Raw genomic sequence first — 16506 nt, forward strand, 5'->3', positions numbered from 1 at the left:
ACTCTCTTACTTAGGTTAATTTGAATTCGATTGGCACGGTGAACTGGGCTTTGACTGCATGACCATTTTGTTTTACCGGATGAAACTGCCATTGTTTAACATTTTCTTTGGCAGCACGGTCTAGGCTGTCGTAGCCACTGCTTTTCAGCAGCGTTAGCTGGACAATTTCACCTTGGGTATTGAGTTCAATTTCAAACACACTGATCCCTTCTAAACCACGCCGCTTCGCTCTAAGTGGGTAGCTCAGTGGTGGCCTTGGCGACTTAAATAAAGGCAGTTCATCGAGACGCACCGGAGTATTGCTCACACTATTTTGCTGGTTTAGCTGTTTTGCCGTGGCCAACTGCGTGGCGTCTGCGTCTGTGTGCTTTACTGTTTCCTCGGTTTTTTGGGGGGTTGGCGGCTCTTTTTCTTGCACTTGGTCTTGAGCCATTTTTTTAGGCTCAGGGGAATGTGTTGGTTTTGCTGTGGTTTTTGCCACTGCGGTTGTGGGTTCAGGCATTGGCGGCTGAGGTTTTGTCGTTTTCAGCTTAGCTTTACTGCTATTAAACTCACTGCTCGCTGGCAATTCTTTTTTCGCCTTACTAGAGCGCGGCTGTGCTTGCGGCTCAGGCACAGGCTGAGCCTGTTGCTTAATCACAGGTGCTGTAAAAGCAATGGCCAATGACTGTAAGGTGTCAGCTTGCTTATGTGCCACCTCCCCGCCTTGCCATCGCAATGGCTCGGCACTGGGATAAAGCCACCATGCAGCGTGAAAAACGAGCGAAACAACAAAACAAATAAGCACTTTCATATTGATAAATATAAATGATAACTGTTACTATTCGCAATAAATACTAACAAGTTTGAGATCCTTATGAAAGTTCAAATTCGTCATTTACTCACTATTGCAGTATTACTGCTCACTTCTATGCAGTCCGTTAAAGCTGAGCCTGCGCCACAAAGAGTGGTGGTTGCAGGTGGTTCTATTACAGAGATCATTTACGCGTTAGGTGAACAGCAGCGCATTGCTGGTGTCGATAGCACCAGTATTTTTCCTCTCGCAGCCACCGAAAAGCCGCAAATTGGTTACGTCAGAAAAATTAATGTCGAAGGCGTGTTGTCACTGAACCCAGACTTGTTATTAGGGGAAGCCGATACCGGTCCCGAGAAAGTGGTTAAGCAATTGCAACAAACTGGATTAAAAAGTCACCTATTTAGTGACCACGATAATTTAGCTGGGGTTGAAGAAAAAATTGCCAAAGTGGCAGAGCTACTGGGTGTCAGCGCAAAAGGTCAAACTCTGATTGATACCATCCAAGCAGATCGTCAAGCATTAAGCCATTTGCTCAAGCAAGTTGAACACCAGCCAAAGGTGTTATTTGTATTAAGTTTGCGCGGCGGCCAACCCATTGTGGCTGGCAAAGGCACATCCGCAGACGAAGTCATTACTGCTGCAGGGGGCATTAATATCGCCGCCAATCACTTTAACAACTGGAAGCCTTTGTCTACTGAAGCTGCCATTGCGATGAATCCTGATGTGATTATTAGCATGGGTCGTCATGGCGAAGACAATACACCAGACTTGAGCCAAGTTCCCCACTTCCAATTTTCTAATGCAGTGAAAAACGATCAAGTGATCGTGCTCGATGGCGTGTATTTATTAAGCATGAGTCCACGCACACCGCAAGCAGTAGTGGAGCTAGCTACTTTACTGCACCCAGAAGCACAACTACCGAGCGGTTATCGTTTTCGCTTTGCCAGCTCTTCAAAAGCCAGTGAGTCGCTGTAATGTTAGCCCTGGATCAATCGTTATTGTCGCCTGATGTGGCACGCAAATGGATGATACTGGGCTTAGCTGTTGCAGTGCTCGGCGTAAGCTTTGTGGCCTTAGCCATCGGTGGGGTGGATATCTCACTAGAGCGCCTAGTCACGATTTTATTTTCTTCTCAAACAAACAGCTTGGAGCAGGCAGTGATCTGGCAAATTAGATTGCCGCGACTAGTGCTGGCGTTAGTGGTTGGTGCAGGCCTTGGAGCATGTGGCGCCGCGATGCAGGCGATTTTTCGCAACCCTCTGGCCGACCCAGGACTTATTGGTATTTCCAGTGGTGCCGCGCTTGGTGCCATCAGTACCATAGTGCTAGGCAGCACCTTGCTGAGTGATTTCTCGGCTTATTATGGTATCTATGCCGTGCCAATTGGTGCGTTTTTAGGCTGCCTTGCCATTTGCAGCATTATCTATCGCCTATCGAGTCAAGGAAACCGCTTCACCATTGTCAGTTTATTATTAGCAGGCATTGCAGTGAATGCCATTGTCGGCGCTGTAATTGGTATTTTAACCCTGATCAGCAGCGATGAGCAGTTACGCGATTTAACTTTTTGGAGCATGGGGTCGCTTGCTGGTAACAGCTTTATGATGATGCTCCCGTCGTTAGTATTAATGCTAGCTTGTTGCATTGGCTTTAGCCGTTTAGCGCAACCGTTAAACCTGTATCTATTGGGTGAGCAACAAGCCAAGCACCTTGGCGTAAACGTGGTCAGTTTAAAAAAGCAGGTGTTTGTGTTTACCGCCTTATGCACCGGAGCGGCTGTGGCCTTAACCGGGATTATTGGTTTTGTTGGCTTTATTGTGCCCCACATTGTGCGCTTACTCATCGGCCCCGATCACCGCTACTTACTGCCAGCCTCCATGCTAGGTGGCGCGATATTATTATGTTTAGCCGATCTTATGGCTCGCACGCTTATCTTACCCTCTGAGCTGCCGATTGGGCTTATTACCAGTGCTTTGGGCGGGCCGTTCTTCTTAATTATGCTGCTGAAAACCTATCGAATAAAGGAGCTGTAATATGCTAAGTGCAAAACAATTAACGGTTGCTGTGGAAGCCAAAAAACTCCTTAATGCAGTTGACTTCAGCCTATCTCCTGGAGAGTTGGCGGTTGTGCTTGGCCCCAATGGTGCGGGAAAGTCGACTTTATTAAAGGCCCTTTGCGGTGATGTCAGTTTGCAAGCAGGGGAAGTGCGTTATCATGACAAACCCTTATTGCAATACAGTGCGCAGGCATTGTCGCGAATGCGTGCCGTGCTCACGCAGCAATACGATTGCGAATTCCCCTTCAGTGTGCAAGAAATCGTGGACATGTCTCATTATGTTCACCAGCATCAAATATCGCCCACACGGCTAAAGCAGTTCTCACTGCAAGCTTTGGAAACATTATCAGTTGCTCACTTGGCGAAACGTAGCTTTACGCAATTATCCGGCGGAGAAAAGCAGCGGGTGCAGTTTGCGCGGGTGTTGTGTCAGTTATTACCAACCTTAGAACAACAACAACCTTGTTATTTAATGATTGATGAGCCGACGGCCAGCTTAGACTTATTTCATCAGTATCAAGTTATGGCGCTTGCTAAAAACATCGCTGAACAAGGTGCTGGGGTGGTTGCCGTGGTCCATGACTTAGCGCTGGCTGCCAGTTTTGCCGACACCGTTTATTTGTTACAACGAGGTGAGCTGGTTGCAGCCGGTGCGCCCAATACTGTGCTTGCTAAGCAACAACTAAAGCACACTTATGGCATTGATGCCGAGCTCACTCAGGTCGGTGACTTTTTGCCGGCGTTAGGGGTGGCAAGAAGCTTCGACTTGCGTGCCGCGCAGCTATAACCTCACTTTCACAATGTTAGTCGCGGGGGCTGAGCAGTAGCTCAGCACTGTTGCAAAAGCTCTTTATTGTTGGCTAAGAAATTGGCTAAGGATAAAAATAACGGCTGCGGTAACTGCGCTACATCAAACCATCGCCACTGCAAACACTTGGTAGGCTCAAGCACTTGCGCCTCGCCGCTTTGTACTTTAGCAGCGACAAACAGGGTTATGTAGTGCTTATGCTCCGCGGCAAAAATATCATTACTAAACCCCAAACGCGTTACCTCTGTTACCCTCAGCCCTGTTTCTTCTTGTACTTCACGTTTGGCACACGCTTCAATTTCTTCACCAAACTCTAAATGCCCACCAGGAGTGGCCCAAGTATTAGCACCATGGGCACCAATTCGCTCACCTAATAAAATCTTTTGCTCGCGGATAATGACCACCGCCACACCAACTCGTACTGCTTCATTCATTGCTTTACGCCAATCTTATTTGTTATTGAAGGTGACAGTTTATCATGCCTCGTGCCGCTAGTTAGAAACCTCAGCTTTATAGACCTGCCTACCCTCTAACCAGGTCTCAAGCACCTGTATACTGCGAATTTGGGCTGCACTTAAGGTAAATAAATTTTTTGGCAAAACAATGAAATCAGCGCGTTTCCCCACCTCTAAACTGCCCACAAGGTGTTCTTGGCGCATGGCATAAGCACCATTAATGGTGTAAGCCGCAAGCGCCTGATGCAGTGAAATCGCCTCTGGCTCCCGGCTAATGGCATTAGCAATGCCTACAAATGGGTTTAGGCTGCTGACATTCCAATCACTGCTTAAAGTCAGCCTGGCCCCTTGCTCAACCAGAGCTTTTATGGGGATGAGCTTAGCGGCGCGTTGTTTGCCAATTAAGGGGATCATGTCAGGCCAGTGCTCTGGGTTAGCAAAATCCCCCGCCACTTGAGCATCGGCAATGACCTTGAGTTTGGCAAAACGCGGAATGTCTTTGTCATCAATCATTTCAACGTGAGTCAGGCGGTGACGCGCGCCTTTGTGTGAAACTGCCTCAATAGCATTAAGGGCCTCATGAACACCACGGTCACCAATGGTATGAATATTAAAATCGAACCCCATAGGCGCTAATGCCGCGATATACTTTTGCAATCGTGCTTGGGAAAAATAATTTAAGCCAATGTTGTCCTTAAGGCCAAGCCAATTAAGATGGTAGGGCTGTTTCAAGGCGGCAGTGGTGTTTATCAAAATGCCGTCCATGTAGAGCTTAATTTGATCGACTTTTAATAAGCTATCTGGCGCCACTTGATAAAGCGATGCAAGCGCCGCTATTTGCTTATCATCATCAAGTTCAGGATAAGCCCATAAACTTAAGCTGACCCGCATTGTTAGTGCGTCATCAGCCTCAAGCTGTAACCAAGTATCTAACTGGCCCCGCTGCCAATAAACCCGAGCATCGCTGATTGCTGTGACGCCATGCGCTAATAGTGTTGGTTGAGTATATTCAACAAAGCCATCATAGTTTTGCACCATTTCATCGCCTTGAGAATGCATGGCAACGTCCATCACTTGATTACCAGCATTATCGTACAAGATACCATTAAGCTCACCGCTTGAATCTCGACCTATGACGCCGCCAACGGGATTTTTGCTGGTGGGGACAATACCGGCAAGCTGCAGAGCCTTGGAATTGGCCCACATGGAGTGAGACGTTTGCTCCATGATCAGCACCGCTCGATCATCGACAACTGCATCGATCACTTCTTTTGGGTTAGCAGCCATCTCTAATAACGTGTCAATATGATGGCCATAGCCGATTAACCAGCTTGCTTCAGGGTGCTGCTGACGAGCAGCTCGGACTGCGTCTTGGTAGTCCTTGATGGAGCCTGCACCAGGCACGCTGAAATGCGTGGCATCTGATGCTGACTCCAACGGGTGGATGTGAACATCGTGCAGCCCAGGTAGAACCATTTGGCCACCAAGGTTATGCACTGCGGTGTCATTATCGACTAGTGCATTCGCCTCCTTAGCCCCACCAACATAGATTATTTCTCCGGCCTTAATAGCCAATGTGTTGGCCCAAGGGCTTGTGGCATCCATGGTATAAATTTGCGCATTGGTGATCAGGGTATCTGCGCTTAGCGTGACGGCTTGGTTTGTTTCCAAGGTTTGGCTCGACGTTATGGAAGTTAAAAATACCAAGGTTAAAAGGCTAGCGCTTGTTGTTATCATTCTCTACTTCTCAATAAGTTTACTAATTTATGCGGTTAATATAACAATCAATTATTTGATATTCTTTTTTTAACTAATAAGAAAAGCAGATTATTGTGCTACCAATTATTATTGAAGTTATCGCGATACTTCTGCCGCCTTTGTTCGCAGCTTTGCAACACCTTACGCTTTTGTTCATCAGTAAATTGCGTCCAGCCCGTTATCTGCTCTAACGTCCGAAAACATCTTAGGCAGATATCGTCATCATCTAAACAACACTTTCGAACACAAGGCGACTCTATTGCTGTGTGGGTGAGTGTCATTTTGTTCGCCAACTCCTATTCAAATTACTTTCTTGAGCATAGCAAATGATACTCGCCACACCCAAGGCGCAGCGTTAAGCATAATTACAACAGTGTTAACTATTGAGAAAGTTATAACATTTAAAATCTACATCGTGTAACAAAAAGGGTGACAAACAGTCCAAAACCGATTTATAGTTGTTGCATTCCTACATCGGAATGTTAACTAAAAGACATAATAAATACTTACAGGTTAGGGGAATACCATAATGTCCACTATAAAGAAATCAGCCGTAGCTATGTCAGTAGTTGCAGCCATTTGCTCTACAGCTGCCACAGCAGCAACCTATGAACAATACAACTTCGAAAACAAGCCTCTACTTAAGCAATCGCAACCCGTTACTAAAAATAGCCAAAAAGAAGTCAAAACTTGGCTAATTAAATTAAACACGCCTTCGATTGCTGAACAAAGCCTAATGGGTGTTTCATCACAAAGCGCTTACGGCTCAATTATGCAAGCGCAGCAAGCGGTTGAATCTGCTATCTATCAGTCAGGTTACGACCTAGAAATCGTTGCTAAAACATCAAAGCTTGCCAATGCCATCGTAGTTAATGGTAAAGAAGCAGTCGCTAATCAACTGGCTTCAAATCCAAACGTTGAAGCGATATTGCCAGTTTTCGATTACGAACTAAACGTTGCTGAAAGCGCGGATTACATCAAAGCAACGCCGTTAGTTCAGTCTGGAGAAGCAACAGGCCAAGGCGTTCGCGTTGCAGTTCTTGATACCGGTATCGACTATACCCATAGCGCATTTGGTGGCGCAGGCACTGCAGAAGCATATGAAGCGGCAGCTGGTGACCCTGCTGATTCGCCAGCTTGGCCACAAGGCATCGTGCAAGGCGGCTATGACTTTATTAACAACGACCCAGATCCAATTGATGCAGGCACAACCCACGGTACCCACGTATCACACTCTGTAAGTGGTATCGCACCAAATGTTGAACTGTTTGTTTATTCCGTATGTGCTGGTGGCTGTCCGGGTCTAGCGCAGCTTAATGCACTTGAAGCTGCAATGGATCCAAATGGCGATGGCGATATTTCTGACCGCGTTGATGTTATCAACATGTCACTAGGTGGTGTTTTTGGTGATAACCGCGCCGGTGCTGTACAAGAGCTTATTGATAAAGCTGTCATGCTTGGCACTAATGTTGTTATCTCAGCGGGTAACGATGGCCCGACACCGTTTATCGTTGGTGGCCCAAGTACTACTGACAGCGCACTTTCGGTTGGTGCAATGGAACACCCTGTCATTGAAAGTCAACACGTTGCGGCCACATTCTTAGGTGAAAAAAGTGCAGCTGAGGTAGCCAGCTTCAACCCTGAGGAGTTTGGTGAGTTTATGCTTAACCAAGACTCGGCCCCTATGACTTTCTTACCTACGGGCACTAACGGCAGTAACGAAGCAACATCGACAGCGTGTGATCCATTCCCTGAAGAAGTTGACTTTACAGGTAAAGCAGTACTAGTTGACCGTGGTGGTTGTGCGTTTACACAAAAAACACTCTATGCTCAAGAACGTGGTGCCAAGCTTGTTATTATCGCCAATAACTTACCTGGTGCGGGCCCAATTGCCCCTGGTGGTGGTGCAGAAGGTATTGAGATCCCAACGGTTGGCATTAGCTATGAGCAAGGCCAAGCGCTAAAAGAAGCACTTCTAGCGGGTAACAATGTACCTTACAGCATTAATGTTGAAGTACTCCTAAAAGAAGGCATGATTGCCTCATTCACGTCTCGTGGTCCATCAATGGGTGGTCGCTTGAAGCCAGAAATCACAGCACCTGGTGTTAGTATCATGACTGCACATCCGGGTACAGGTGACGGCCTAACGCCTGCAAGCGGTACTTCTTTCTCTGGTCCAATCACAGCTGGTGCAATGAGTATGCTTAAAGAAGCATTACCAAATCGTACTGCTCTAGAGTTAAAAGCAACCATCATGAATGCGGGTAATCTAGATGTGACGATGGAACCACGTTCACAAAACCCTGATGCGGAACTAGCACCTATCAGTTACATTGGAGCTGGCTTAGTTGATGTCGAAAAAGCAGCCAACCTTCCAGTTGCAGCTTGGGCACAGGATACTAAACAAGCAGCACTGTCGTTTGGTCTTGTGACCATGGCAGAGACGTCATCACTGACTAAAACAGTAGAAGTGAAAAACTTCTCTAATGTTGAACAAACCTACACACTGGCGTTTGAGCAACGTTTTGCTGATGACATTGCCAACGGTGCACTTGAAATGTCATTCCCAGAGTCAATCACTGTGCCTGCAGGTCAAACAATTTCGTTTGATGTGACGGCAACCATTGACCCATCGAAACTACCAGATTGGACACTAGACTCGTCCAACATGGCGTTTCCATCAAGCACGGATATTCTTACTGAGCTTGAACTTGATGGCGCGCTTAACTTTATGTCTGGTGACGAAAAAGCCTTCCACCTTGTATATCACGTACTACCAAAAGCCACTTCACGCGCATCAGTGATGCCAGTGAAAGGCGAAGACGGCGTTCGTCACGTACTAACGAACACAGGTGCTACCACACTTGAACCATTCTTCGCACCAGTAATCGCTCAAGACCCTGCAGGTGATAGCGAACGCTTGGACTTAACTGGCGGTGCTATGGAAGTGGTACCAATGGCAGGCTGTGGCACAGGCTACATGCTAATGACCACTATGATGACTAACCAGCCTATTGGTCACACTTATCAAGGTGGCTTTATGGCTGACGTTGATGTAGATGGTGATGGTGCATACGACTACACGATTCAAAATGGTAAACAAGAGTGGTTTAGTGACACACTTTCCGGTTCCGCTATTACCTTCACTCACGGTTATGGCTCAGCAAGCGGCTACTTGTCTAACTTAAGTTTTGCTTCTGGTAATAACTTCGTAACTTTAACTAGTTGTGCAGGTGCTTTAGGCCTAACAGATAAGCAGCTAGTTGAAGGTGTAAATGCGAAAGTCCGCTTCCGTACTGAAGAAGAAACATGGACGCCAATCCCGACTAATTCACTAGATGAAGTGGTTGTTGATAGCTTTATGATCAAAGCCCCAGAAATGGATATGGCAAGCACTAACAGTTCACACCTAGCAATGCTGGTAGACGATGCAGGTAATGAAGTCACTGCACTTGAGCCGGGCGAGTCTGCAAACTTAACCTTCTCAAGCGCTGACTTCGTGATGCTATCAAGCAATGGTGCAATGCCATTAGTTGCTTCACCTGAAAATGACGCTGATGTAGCACCTATTGTGACTGCAGGTCAAACGTTTGAAGTAGAAGAAAATACAGCCGATGGCACAATTATTGGTCAAGTGGAAGTGACGTATGGAACAGAGCTGGCAAGCCCAGTTTCTGAGTTTATTGTCACTAGCTCAACTTCTTCGGCAGTAACTATTGACCCTACTTCTGGTGAAGTGAAAGTAGCTAACAGCGAGCAGCTTGACTTTGATGCAGGCCTAGAGAGCATCGAGTTCCACGTTGTGGCAGTTGACACATCTGGAAATACTTCAGACGAAGTTAAAGTTATGGTTAACGTAACGAACCTAATGGATGAGCCAATCGAGCAACCGGCCCCTGTTATTACTGCAGAACAAAGCTTCAGTGTTGATGAAAATACTGCAGCGGATACGGTTGTTGGCCAAATTGAAGCAACCTTCTCTAACCCAGTAGGTGGTTTCACTCTGGTTTCATCTTCTTCTGAAGCGCTAAGCGTGAATGAAAGCGGTGAAATCGTTGTGGCCGATGCCAGCCTACTTGACTATGAAGCCGGTCTTGAGTCTGTAGAGCTAACCGTAATAGCTACTGACAGCGCAGGCCTTGAGTCTGAAGAAGCAACTGTAATGGTGACAGTGAATGACGTTAATGATACAACGCCAGCGCCAACACCAACACCTGCACCTAAGTCGTCAGACAGTGGTTCACTATTCTGGCTACTACTTGCAGCGCCTCTAGCGCTTCTACGTCGCAGAAATAAATAATAAAGCCTAGGCTTTATTATCAACTGCTAAATGGCGAGCTGTAAAGCTCGCCATTTTTTATCAGCCCCTGCTCGCATTAGTTCGAACTTACTCTATAATTTTTAAATGTATTTTTTGCAATGTCCTGAGCATGGCAGCACATCAAGCAATTAACCCTAAGCATCCAAACCAGTCTTTCAGCTTTAAATACTTTTATCATCTCAGCGCCATATCCATGTTGCTGTTTTGCTTATCAGTGGTTTTTACAACCTTAGCGATCGTCAGTAAAGAGAGGCAAGCTCAGACCATCGCCAAGAATTTTAATTTAGTTCGCTTATCCCAAGAACTGCGACTCAGCTCTGATCAACTCACCATGATGGCACGAGCCTATGCCGCGACCGGGGAAACACGATTCAAAGTGTTTTTTGATGAGATTCTAACTATCCGAAATGGCAGCTCGCCTAGGCCTGCGCATCTCAATAGAGTTTACTGGGATATGCTCATGGTCGAAGGTGGTAAGGCTCCATTTCCTAAAACAGCGGCAAAGTCGTTACGCACGCTGTTAAAAGAAAACGGAATTGCGCAACAGGAGCTAGAGATACTAAAGCAAGCAGAAAATAAAAGTGATGCCTTGGTCTCGGTTGAAAAAAACGCATTTGAGCTGATAGAAAAAGGACAACACCGAGCCGCACTTAAACTTCTTTATAGCCAAGAATATTTACGTAGTAAGGCTGATATAATGAGCCATATAAATGACTTTTTAGCCATCAGAGAAGAGGGCTTCAGTGAGCATCTGCGTTCCAGTAATAATGTAGTACAAGGTTACTATATCGCAGCCACTGTGTGTTTCGTTTTATTACTACTGAGCTTACTGGGTCTATACAGTGCACGTTCCGCCATACGTCGCAGCATTATCACCTATTTAAATGCAGAGGTGACAAAACAAACTCAGGAGCTGGTGAGTAAGAATGATGCACTCAATAACGCCATTAATGAACTAAGCGATACCCAACAGCGCTTAATTAAGGCCGAAAAGTCAGCCACGCTCATTCGCCTGATCCCGGGCTTAGCACATGAAATCAATACGCCAGTAGGCATAGCTATCACCGCATCTAGTAACCAATTAGCCGTAACCAAAGAAGTTAAGCAAAGTATTAGTAATAATGAAGTGGCGAAATCAGCGTTACTGCAATCGATTGATAACATCGAAAACTGCGCCAAGCTGGTAGTGAATAGCAGTGAGCGAATTACTGCAATAATAAATCAACTTAAAATTATCACCAATACCGATTTCTCGGGTACCATCAGCTCCGTTAACTTAGCCGAGTTACTCAACGAATGCATTAGCTCTGTTTCAAAGCATAATGATGATGTAGATGTATTAGTAGACATCTCCAAAGCACTGCACATATCAGCGCCCCACGGGTTACTACAACAAGTTTTTATACCTATTTTAGAGAATAGCTACAACCATGCCTTCGATGATATTACCAACCCCAGCATTGTAGTGAGCGCCAAACAGCTAAATAACAGCATTATTATTGATATATGTGATAATGGTTGCGGAATTAGCAATGAGATTAAAGATAAAATTTTTGATCCCTTTGTGGTGGGAAATCGCAAGCGTAAGGGCTTAGGGCTAGGGCTTAGTGTGGCGCTGGCGATTATCACTCAGTACTTTCAAGGCACCATTGAATGTTACTCAGAACCCAGCACTGGTACTCGACTAGTCATATCTATTCCTATCGCCGCATAAAATAGACGTGGTGGCTATTAATGCTTTCGTATAACCACTAGCAAAGCTAACAACACTAAGCTCATAGCAAATGCTAAACGTATTATTCGTAGCGCTCCAGCATGGGTTATTTTTTTTGCAATAATTCCACCTAACGCTAACCACACTATATCAACCAAAATAGCCACGCTATAGCACACTCCAGCAGACAAAACGGTGGCCACCAAAGTAGACTCAACGGGCACACTAGTGCTGGCAAATATGGCAATACAGGCGGCATAGGCTTTGGGGTTGAGCAAGTTAAGTAGAACTCCGTCATAAAAACGCGGAAGTGACTGCTCTTTGCTGTCCAGTGCAGATTTATTGCAGGCAATTTTGTATGCAACATAGAGCAGATACGCTGCCGCAGCCCACTTTAATCCTCCACTGATTTGCGGCTGCTCCACCAGCAAGGTGGCCATACCAGAGGCTACCAGTATTACTGCAACCAGGAGCCCAGCTAAGATACCGCATAAAAATGGCAAGCCACGTTTAAACCCTTGGGCCGCGCCCGTTGCAGCTAAGGCCAATGGCGCAGGGCCAGGTGACCCCAGCAGTACCAAGGTAGTGAAGGCAATAGTAAAAAGTGCTTCTATCATCGCTTATTTCCTTTAAGAAGTGCTCTGCTGAGTCAATGAGTTTATTTATTCATTCTGGTGGTGCATGAGGCGAGATTAATAGCAGCCCTGAACAGATCAGGGCTGTGCAGATAAGATTATCTAGGCTTGTGGTACTCTAACTTGTCCTTCCATCAGTACCCGCGCACTGCGGCTCATGATCGCCTTTTTAGCTTGCCAACGACCAGAGTGCTGCAGCGCTTCGGCGCCCACTTTTAAGGTACCTGAGGGATGGCCAAAGGTCACGCTAGTGAGATTGCCGCCACCTGCGGCTTCATTCACTAAGGTGCCAGGAATTGCCGCCGCCGTGGCAATGGCAACAGCAGCGGTCCCCATCATGGCATGGTGGAGCTTACCCATGGACAAAGCGCGAACATTCAGGTCAATGGTCTCAGCGCCAATGGCTTTGCCACTCGACGAGGTGTATGCCTTCGGCGGCGACACAAACGCGATTTTTGGCGTGTGCTGACGCACCTTGGCTTCATCAATGTGTTCAATTAAGCCCATTTTAACGGCACCATAAGCACGAATCTTTTCAAATCGCGCCAATGCCGCCGGATCGCCATTAATTGCCTCTTGCAGCTCCGTGCCGTCATAATCTAAGTCATCGGCTCGGAAAAATAAGGTGGGGATCCCAGCACTTATCATGGTGACCTCAAAGGTGCCCTCATCCGGCACAGTAAGGGTGTCTACCAAGTTCCCCGAAGGGAACATGTCGACATCAGGATCGCTTGGATCCATAAACTCAACCACCACTTCGGCGGCCGGAAAGGTAACCCCATCGAGTTCAAAGTCACCGGTTTCTTGTACTTCGCCATTGTTCATGGGCACATGGGCAACAATGGTTTTGCCAATGTTGGCTTGCCAAATACGGACCACGGCAATGCCATTGTCTGGCACTTTATCGGCGTTTACCAAACCATTACTGATGGCGAAAGCGCCAACAGCCGCAGTGAGGTTGCCGCAGTTGCCGCTCCAATCAATAAACGGTTTATCAATGGCAACTTGGCCAAACAAGTAATCGACGTCATGATCGGCGCTGTCACTTTTAGATAAAATAACCGTTTTACTGGTGCTAGAGGTCGCTCCCCCCATACCGTCCGTGTGTTTGCCATACGGGTCGGGACTGCCTATAACTCGCAGCAGCAATGCATCTCGTGCTTCACCTGGTACTTGAGCAAACTCCGGTAAATCCGCCAGATTAAAAAACACCCCTTTGGAGGTGCCGCCACGCATGTAGGTGGCGGGAATTTTTAGTTGTGGTTTAAACTCGCTCATGCTTATACGCCTTCTGCTTCCAAGAAGTCTTGGGCAAAGCGCTGTAACACACCACCAGCAGAGTAAATCGACACTTCTTCGAACGTATCTAGGCGACAGATAACCGGTACTTCAACACGTTCTCCATTTTTACGGTTAACGATGAGTGTAAGCGTTGCACCCGGTGCCGGTTCGCCTGCAACATCATAGGTTTCAGTACCATCTAAGCCGAGGGTTTTACGGGTTGTGCCCGCTTCAAACTCCAGCGGTAGCACGCCCATACCAATTAGGTTAGTACGGTGAATTCGCTCAAAACCTTCCGCCACAATCACTTCAACCCCAGCTAAGCGCACCCCTTTGGCCGCCCAGTCACGAGATGACCCTTGGCCATAGTCGGCACCGGCAACAATAATTAGCGGCTGTTTGCGCTCCATGTAAGTTTCGATGGTTTCCCACATCCGCATCACTTTGCCTTCTGGCTCTAAGCGTGCCAGAGAGCCCTGCACCACTTCGCCGTTTTCGACCACCATTTCATTGAGAATTTTGGGGTTAGCAAAGGTCGCGCGCTGAGCCGTTAAGTGATCGCCTCGGTGGGTGGCGTAAGAGTTAAAGTCTTCTTCAGGCAAGCCCATTTTCGCCAAATATTCACCAGCAGCACTGTCTGCCATAATAGCATTCGATGGTGACAAGTGATCGGTGGTGATGTTATCTCCCAGAATAGCCAATGGACGCATGCCTTTCATGGTGCGCTCACTCGCTAAGGCACCTTCCCAATAAGGAGGACGGCGAATATAGGTACTCATAGGACGCCACTGGTACAGTGGATCGTTGTCTTCGCCGTAATCTACGCTTAAATCAAACATCGGCTCGTACACTGCGCGGAACTGTTCGGGCTTGACGCTTTCTTTGATCACCGCATCAATTTCTTCATCACTTGGCCACAGATCCTTTAAGGTCACTGGGTTGCCTTGTTGATCTCTGCCCAGTACGCCGTTTTCAATATCAAAGCGCACAGTACCAGCAATGGCATAAGCTACTACCAATGGCGGTGATGCTAAGAAAGCTTGTTTAGCGTACGGGTGAATACGACCGTCAAAGTTACGGTTACCAGACAGCACAGCAGTTGAATAGAGGTCACGGTCAATCAACTCTTGTTGAATTTTCGGGTCAAGCGAGCCACTCATGCCGTTACAAGTAGTACAAGCGAACGCCACCACACCAAAACCTAGAGCTTCTAATTCAGGCAGTAATTGTGCTTCTTCCATGTAAGAACGCACCGCTTTTGAGCCTGGCGCAAACGAGGTTTTCACCCAAGGTTTGCGGGTTAAACCCAGCTTATTGGCGTTGCGAGCAAGCAAACCAGCAGCTACGACGTTACGCGGGTTGCTGGTGTTGGTACAGCTCGTGATAGCAGCAATGATCACCGCGCCATCTGGCATAAGACCATCTTCTGGCTCTGCAATTTCTTTAACAATACCTTGGTTTTCTAAATCGCTGGTGGCCACTCGACGGTGGGGGTTAGATGGCCCAGCGATATTACGCGTAACCGTGGATAAATCGAACTTTAATACTCGCTCATACTGCACTTTTTCAAGTGAGTCGGCCCAGAGTCCCGTATGCTTAGCGTATTGTTCCACCAACTTCACTTGCTCGTCGTCACGGCCAGTGAGTTTTAAGTAATCAATGGTTTGTTCATCAATGTAGAACATTGCCGCTGTGGCGCCGTATTCTGGCGTCATATTGGAAATGGTTGCTCGGTCACCTAAATTTAAGTCCTTGGTGCCTTCACCAAAGAATTCTAGGTAACTTGATACCACTCGCTCTTTACGTAGGAACTCGGTGATCGCCAATACGATGTCTGTGGCGGTGATCCCAGGTTGACGCTTACCGACAATCTCAACTCCGACAATATCCGGCAGTCGCATGTAGGATGCTCGGCCGAGCATTACGCTCTCGGCTTCGAGGCCGCCAACGCCTACCGCAATGACACCTAAGGCATCAACGTGCGGCGTGTGGCTATCGGTGCCCACCAATGTATCTGGGAACGCCACACCATCGCGGGCCTGAATCACCGGAGACATTTTTTCCAAGTTAATTTGGTGCAAAATACCATTACCTGGCGGGATCACATCGACATTTTTAAAGGCGGTTTTGGTCCAGTTGATAAAGTGGAAGCGGTCATCATTACGACGGTCTTCAATGGCACGGTTTTTCTCAAACGCGTCTTTTTCATAACCGGCGTGTTCCACCGCCAAACTGTGGTCAACAATTAACTGGGTAGGGACTACCGGGTTCACTTTCGCCGGATCGCCACCTTTTTCAGCGATAGCATCGCGAAGGCCGGCTAAGTCAACCAAGGCCGTTTGCCCTAAAATATCATGACACACTACCCGAGCTGGGAACCATGGAAAATCCAGGTCGCGGCGACGCTCGATAATTTGCGTCAAGTAGTCGTTGAGCTTTTCTGGCTCTGCGCGACGCACTAAGTTTTCTGCTAAAACACGTGAAGTGTAAGGTAAAGTTTCGTAGCTACCTGGTTTAATTGCTTCTACAGCGGCTTTGGTGTCGTAATAACACAGCTCAGAATCAGGTAGGCGTTTGCGGAATTCAGTATTCATAACAACTTCCAATAATCGGTGACAAGGAGAAGACGGTGTGCAAGCCATTTAGGCTGCGGCTGACTTAAAGGTGTAAAGCCAGTTGGCACT

12 protein-coding genes are annotated in these 16506 nt (G+C 47.1%); 5 read left to right on the forward strand and 7 right to left on the reverse strand.

All coding sequences use genetic code 11. The annotated features are described in order from the left end of the window. Positions 1 to 10: 10 nt before the first annotated feature. Positions 11 to 697 carry an energy transducer TonB gene (locus ACNKW2_RS00500; protein ID WP_419146797.1) on the reverse strand — a complete coding sequence of 229 codons (687 nt, stop codon included), beginning with the start codon at positions 695 to 697 and terminating at the stop codon, positions 11 to 13. A 159-nt stretch (positions 698 to 856) separates the two neighbouring features. On the opposite strand from ACNKW2_RS00500, the gene ACNKW2_RS00505 reads away from it, so the two are divergent. The 3 genes from ACNKW2_RS00505 to ACNKW2_RS00515 are packed head-to-tail and all read left to right on the forward strand — an operon-like array spanning position 857 to position 3637. Then, positions 857 to 1771: a heme/hemin ABC transporter substrate-binding protein gene (locus ACNKW2_RS00505; protein WP_419146798.1), complete on the forward strand. Its 915-nt coding sequence runs from the start codon at positions 857 to 859 to the stop codon at positions 1769 to 1771. Then, positions 1771 to 2826 (forward strand): FecCD family ABC transporter permease, encoded by a 1056-nt coding sequence (locus ACNKW2_RS00510; protein WP_419146799.1) that lies wholly within the window; start codon positions 1771 to 1773, stop codon positions 2824 to 2826. The genes ACNKW2_RS00505 and ACNKW2_RS00510 overlap by 1 nt, the downstream gene beginning before the upstream one ends. A 1-nt stretch (position 2827) precedes the next feature. Then, a complete protein-coding gene (locus ACNKW2_RS00515; RefSeq protein WP_419146800.1) occupies positions 2828 to 3637 on the forward strand; it encodes a heme ABC transporter ATP-binding protein in 810 nt (269 codons plus the stop codon). A 41-nt stretch (positions 3638 to 3678) separates the two neighbouring features. On the opposite strand, the gene ACNKW2_RS00520 is transcribed toward ACNKW2_RS00515, so the two are convergent. The 3 genes from ACNKW2_RS00520 to ACNKW2_RS00530 form a co-directional block, all read right to left on the reverse strand. Next, positions 3679 to 4092 (reverse strand): nucleotide triphosphate diphosphatase NUDT15, encoded by a 414-nt coding sequence (locus tag ACNKW2_RS00520; protein WP_419146801.1) that lies wholly within the window; start codon positions 4090 to 4092, stop codon positions 3679 to 3681. 57 nt (positions 4093 to 4149) lie between these two features. After that, complete coding sequence (locus tag ACNKW2_RS00525) at positions 4150 to 5850, reverse strand: amidohydrolase (RefSeq protein WP_419146802.1); 1701 nt, start codon at positions 5848 to 5850, stop codon at positions 4150 to 4152. 98 nt (positions 5851 to 5948) lie between these two features. After that, complete coding sequence (locus ACNKW2_RS00530) at positions 5949 to 6152, reverse strand: DUF1289 domain-containing protein (protein WP_419146803.1); 204 nt, start codon at positions 6150 to 6152, stop codon at positions 5949 to 5951. A 278-nt stretch (positions 6153 to 6430) separates the two neighbouring features. Between ACNKW2_RS00530 and ACNKW2_RS00535 the strand changes: the two genes are divergently transcribed. Both ACNKW2_RS00535 and ACNKW2_RS00540 read left to right on the forward strand, forming a co-directional pair. Then, positions 6431 to 10171, forward strand: coding sequence for a S8 family serine peptidase (locus ACNKW2_RS00535; protein WP_419146804.1), 3741 nt, complete (start codon positions 6431 to 6433; stop codon positions 10169 to 10171). A 130-nt stretch (positions 10172 to 10301) separates the two neighbouring features. Then, the gene (locus ACNKW2_RS00540; RefSeq protein ID WP_419146805.1) at positions 10302 to 11906 is read left to right on the forward strand and encodes a sensor histidine kinase; all 1605 of its coding nucleotides are present in this window, start codon (positions 10302 to 10304) and stop codon (positions 11904 to 11906) included. A 17-nt stretch (positions 11907 to 11923) separates the two neighbouring features. On the opposite strand, the gene ACNKW2_RS00545 is transcribed toward ACNKW2_RS00540, so the two are convergent. From ACNKW2_RS00545 to acnD, 3 genes are all read right to left on the reverse strand, one after another. Then, a complete protein-coding gene (locus ACNKW2_RS00545; RefSeq protein WP_419146806.1) occupies positions 11924 to 12523 on the reverse strand; it encodes a LysE family translocator in 600 nt (199 codons plus the stop codon). A gap of 120 nt (positions 12524 to 12643) precedes the next feature. Continuing rightward, positions 12644 to 13819 (reverse strand): 2-methylaconitate cis-trans isomerase PrpF, encoded by a 1176-nt coding sequence (gene prpF, locus ACNKW2_RS00550; protein ID WP_419146807.1) that lies wholly within the window; start codon positions 13817 to 13819, stop codon positions 12644 to 12646. Positions 13820 to 13821: 2 nt separating this feature from the next. Then, a complete protein-coding gene (gene acnD / locus ACNKW2_RS00555) occupies positions 13822 to 16416 on the reverse strand; it encodes a Fe/S-dependent 2-methylisocitrate dehydratase AcnD (RefSeq protein WP_419146808.1) in 2595 nt (864 codons plus the stop codon). Positions 16417 to 16506 lie beyond the last annotated feature (90 nt).

The organism is Pseudoalteromonas 'SMAR', from assembly GCF_048515945.1.
Lineage (GTDB): Bacteria > Pseudomonadota > Gammaproteobacteria > Enterobacterales > Alteromonadaceae > Pseudoalteromonas.

What these genes read in the sequence shown, in the direction of transcription:
- ACNKW2_RS00505 (WP_419146798.1), top strand. Translation starts at nt 857, where the DNA reads ATGAAAGTTCAAATTCGTCATTTACTCACTATTGCAGTATTACTGCTC.
- ACNKW2_RS00510 (WP_419146799.1), top strand. Translation starts at nt 1,771, where the DNA reads ATGTTAGCCCTGGATCAATCGTTATTGTCGCCTGATGTGGCACGCAAA.
- ACNKW2_RS00515 (WP_419146800.1), top strand. Translation starts at nt 2,828, where the DNA reads ATGCTAAGTGCAAAACAATTAACGGTTGCTGTGGAAGCCAAAAAACTC.
- ACNKW2_RS00520 (WP_419146801.1), bottom strand. Translation starts at nt 4,092, where the DNA reads ATGAATGAAGCAGTACGAGTTGGTGTGGCGGTGGTCATTATCCGCGAG.
- ACNKW2_RS00525 (WP_419146802.1), bottom strand. Translation starts at nt 5,850, where the DNA reads ATGATAACAACAAGCGCTAGCCTTTTAACCTTGGTATTTTTAACTTCC.
- ACNKW2_RS00530 (WP_419146803.1), bottom strand. Translation starts at nt 6,152, where the DNA reads ATGACACTCACCCACACAGCAATAGAGTCGCCTTGTGTTCGAAAGTGT.
- ACNKW2_RS00535 (WP_419146804.1), top strand. Translation starts at nt 6,431, where the DNA reads ATGTCAGTAGTTGCAGCCATTTGCTCTACAGCTGCCACAGCAGCAACC.
- ACNKW2_RS00540 (WP_419146805.1), top strand. Translation starts at nt 10,302, where the DNA reads ATGGCAGCACATCAAGCAATTAACCCTAAGCATCCAAACCAGTCTTTC.
- ACNKW2_RS00545 (WP_419146806.1), bottom strand. Translation starts at nt 12,523, where the DNA reads ATGATAGAAGCACTTTTTACTATTGCCTTCACTACCTTGGTACTGCTG.
- prpF (WP_419146807.1), bottom strand. Translation starts at nt 13,819, where the DNA reads ATGAGCGAGTTTAAACCACAACTAAAAATTCCCGCCACCTACATGCGT.
- acnD (WP_419146808.1), bottom strand. Translation starts at nt 16,416, where the DNA reads ATGAATACTGAATTCCGCAAACGCCTACCTGATTCTGAGCTGTGTTAT.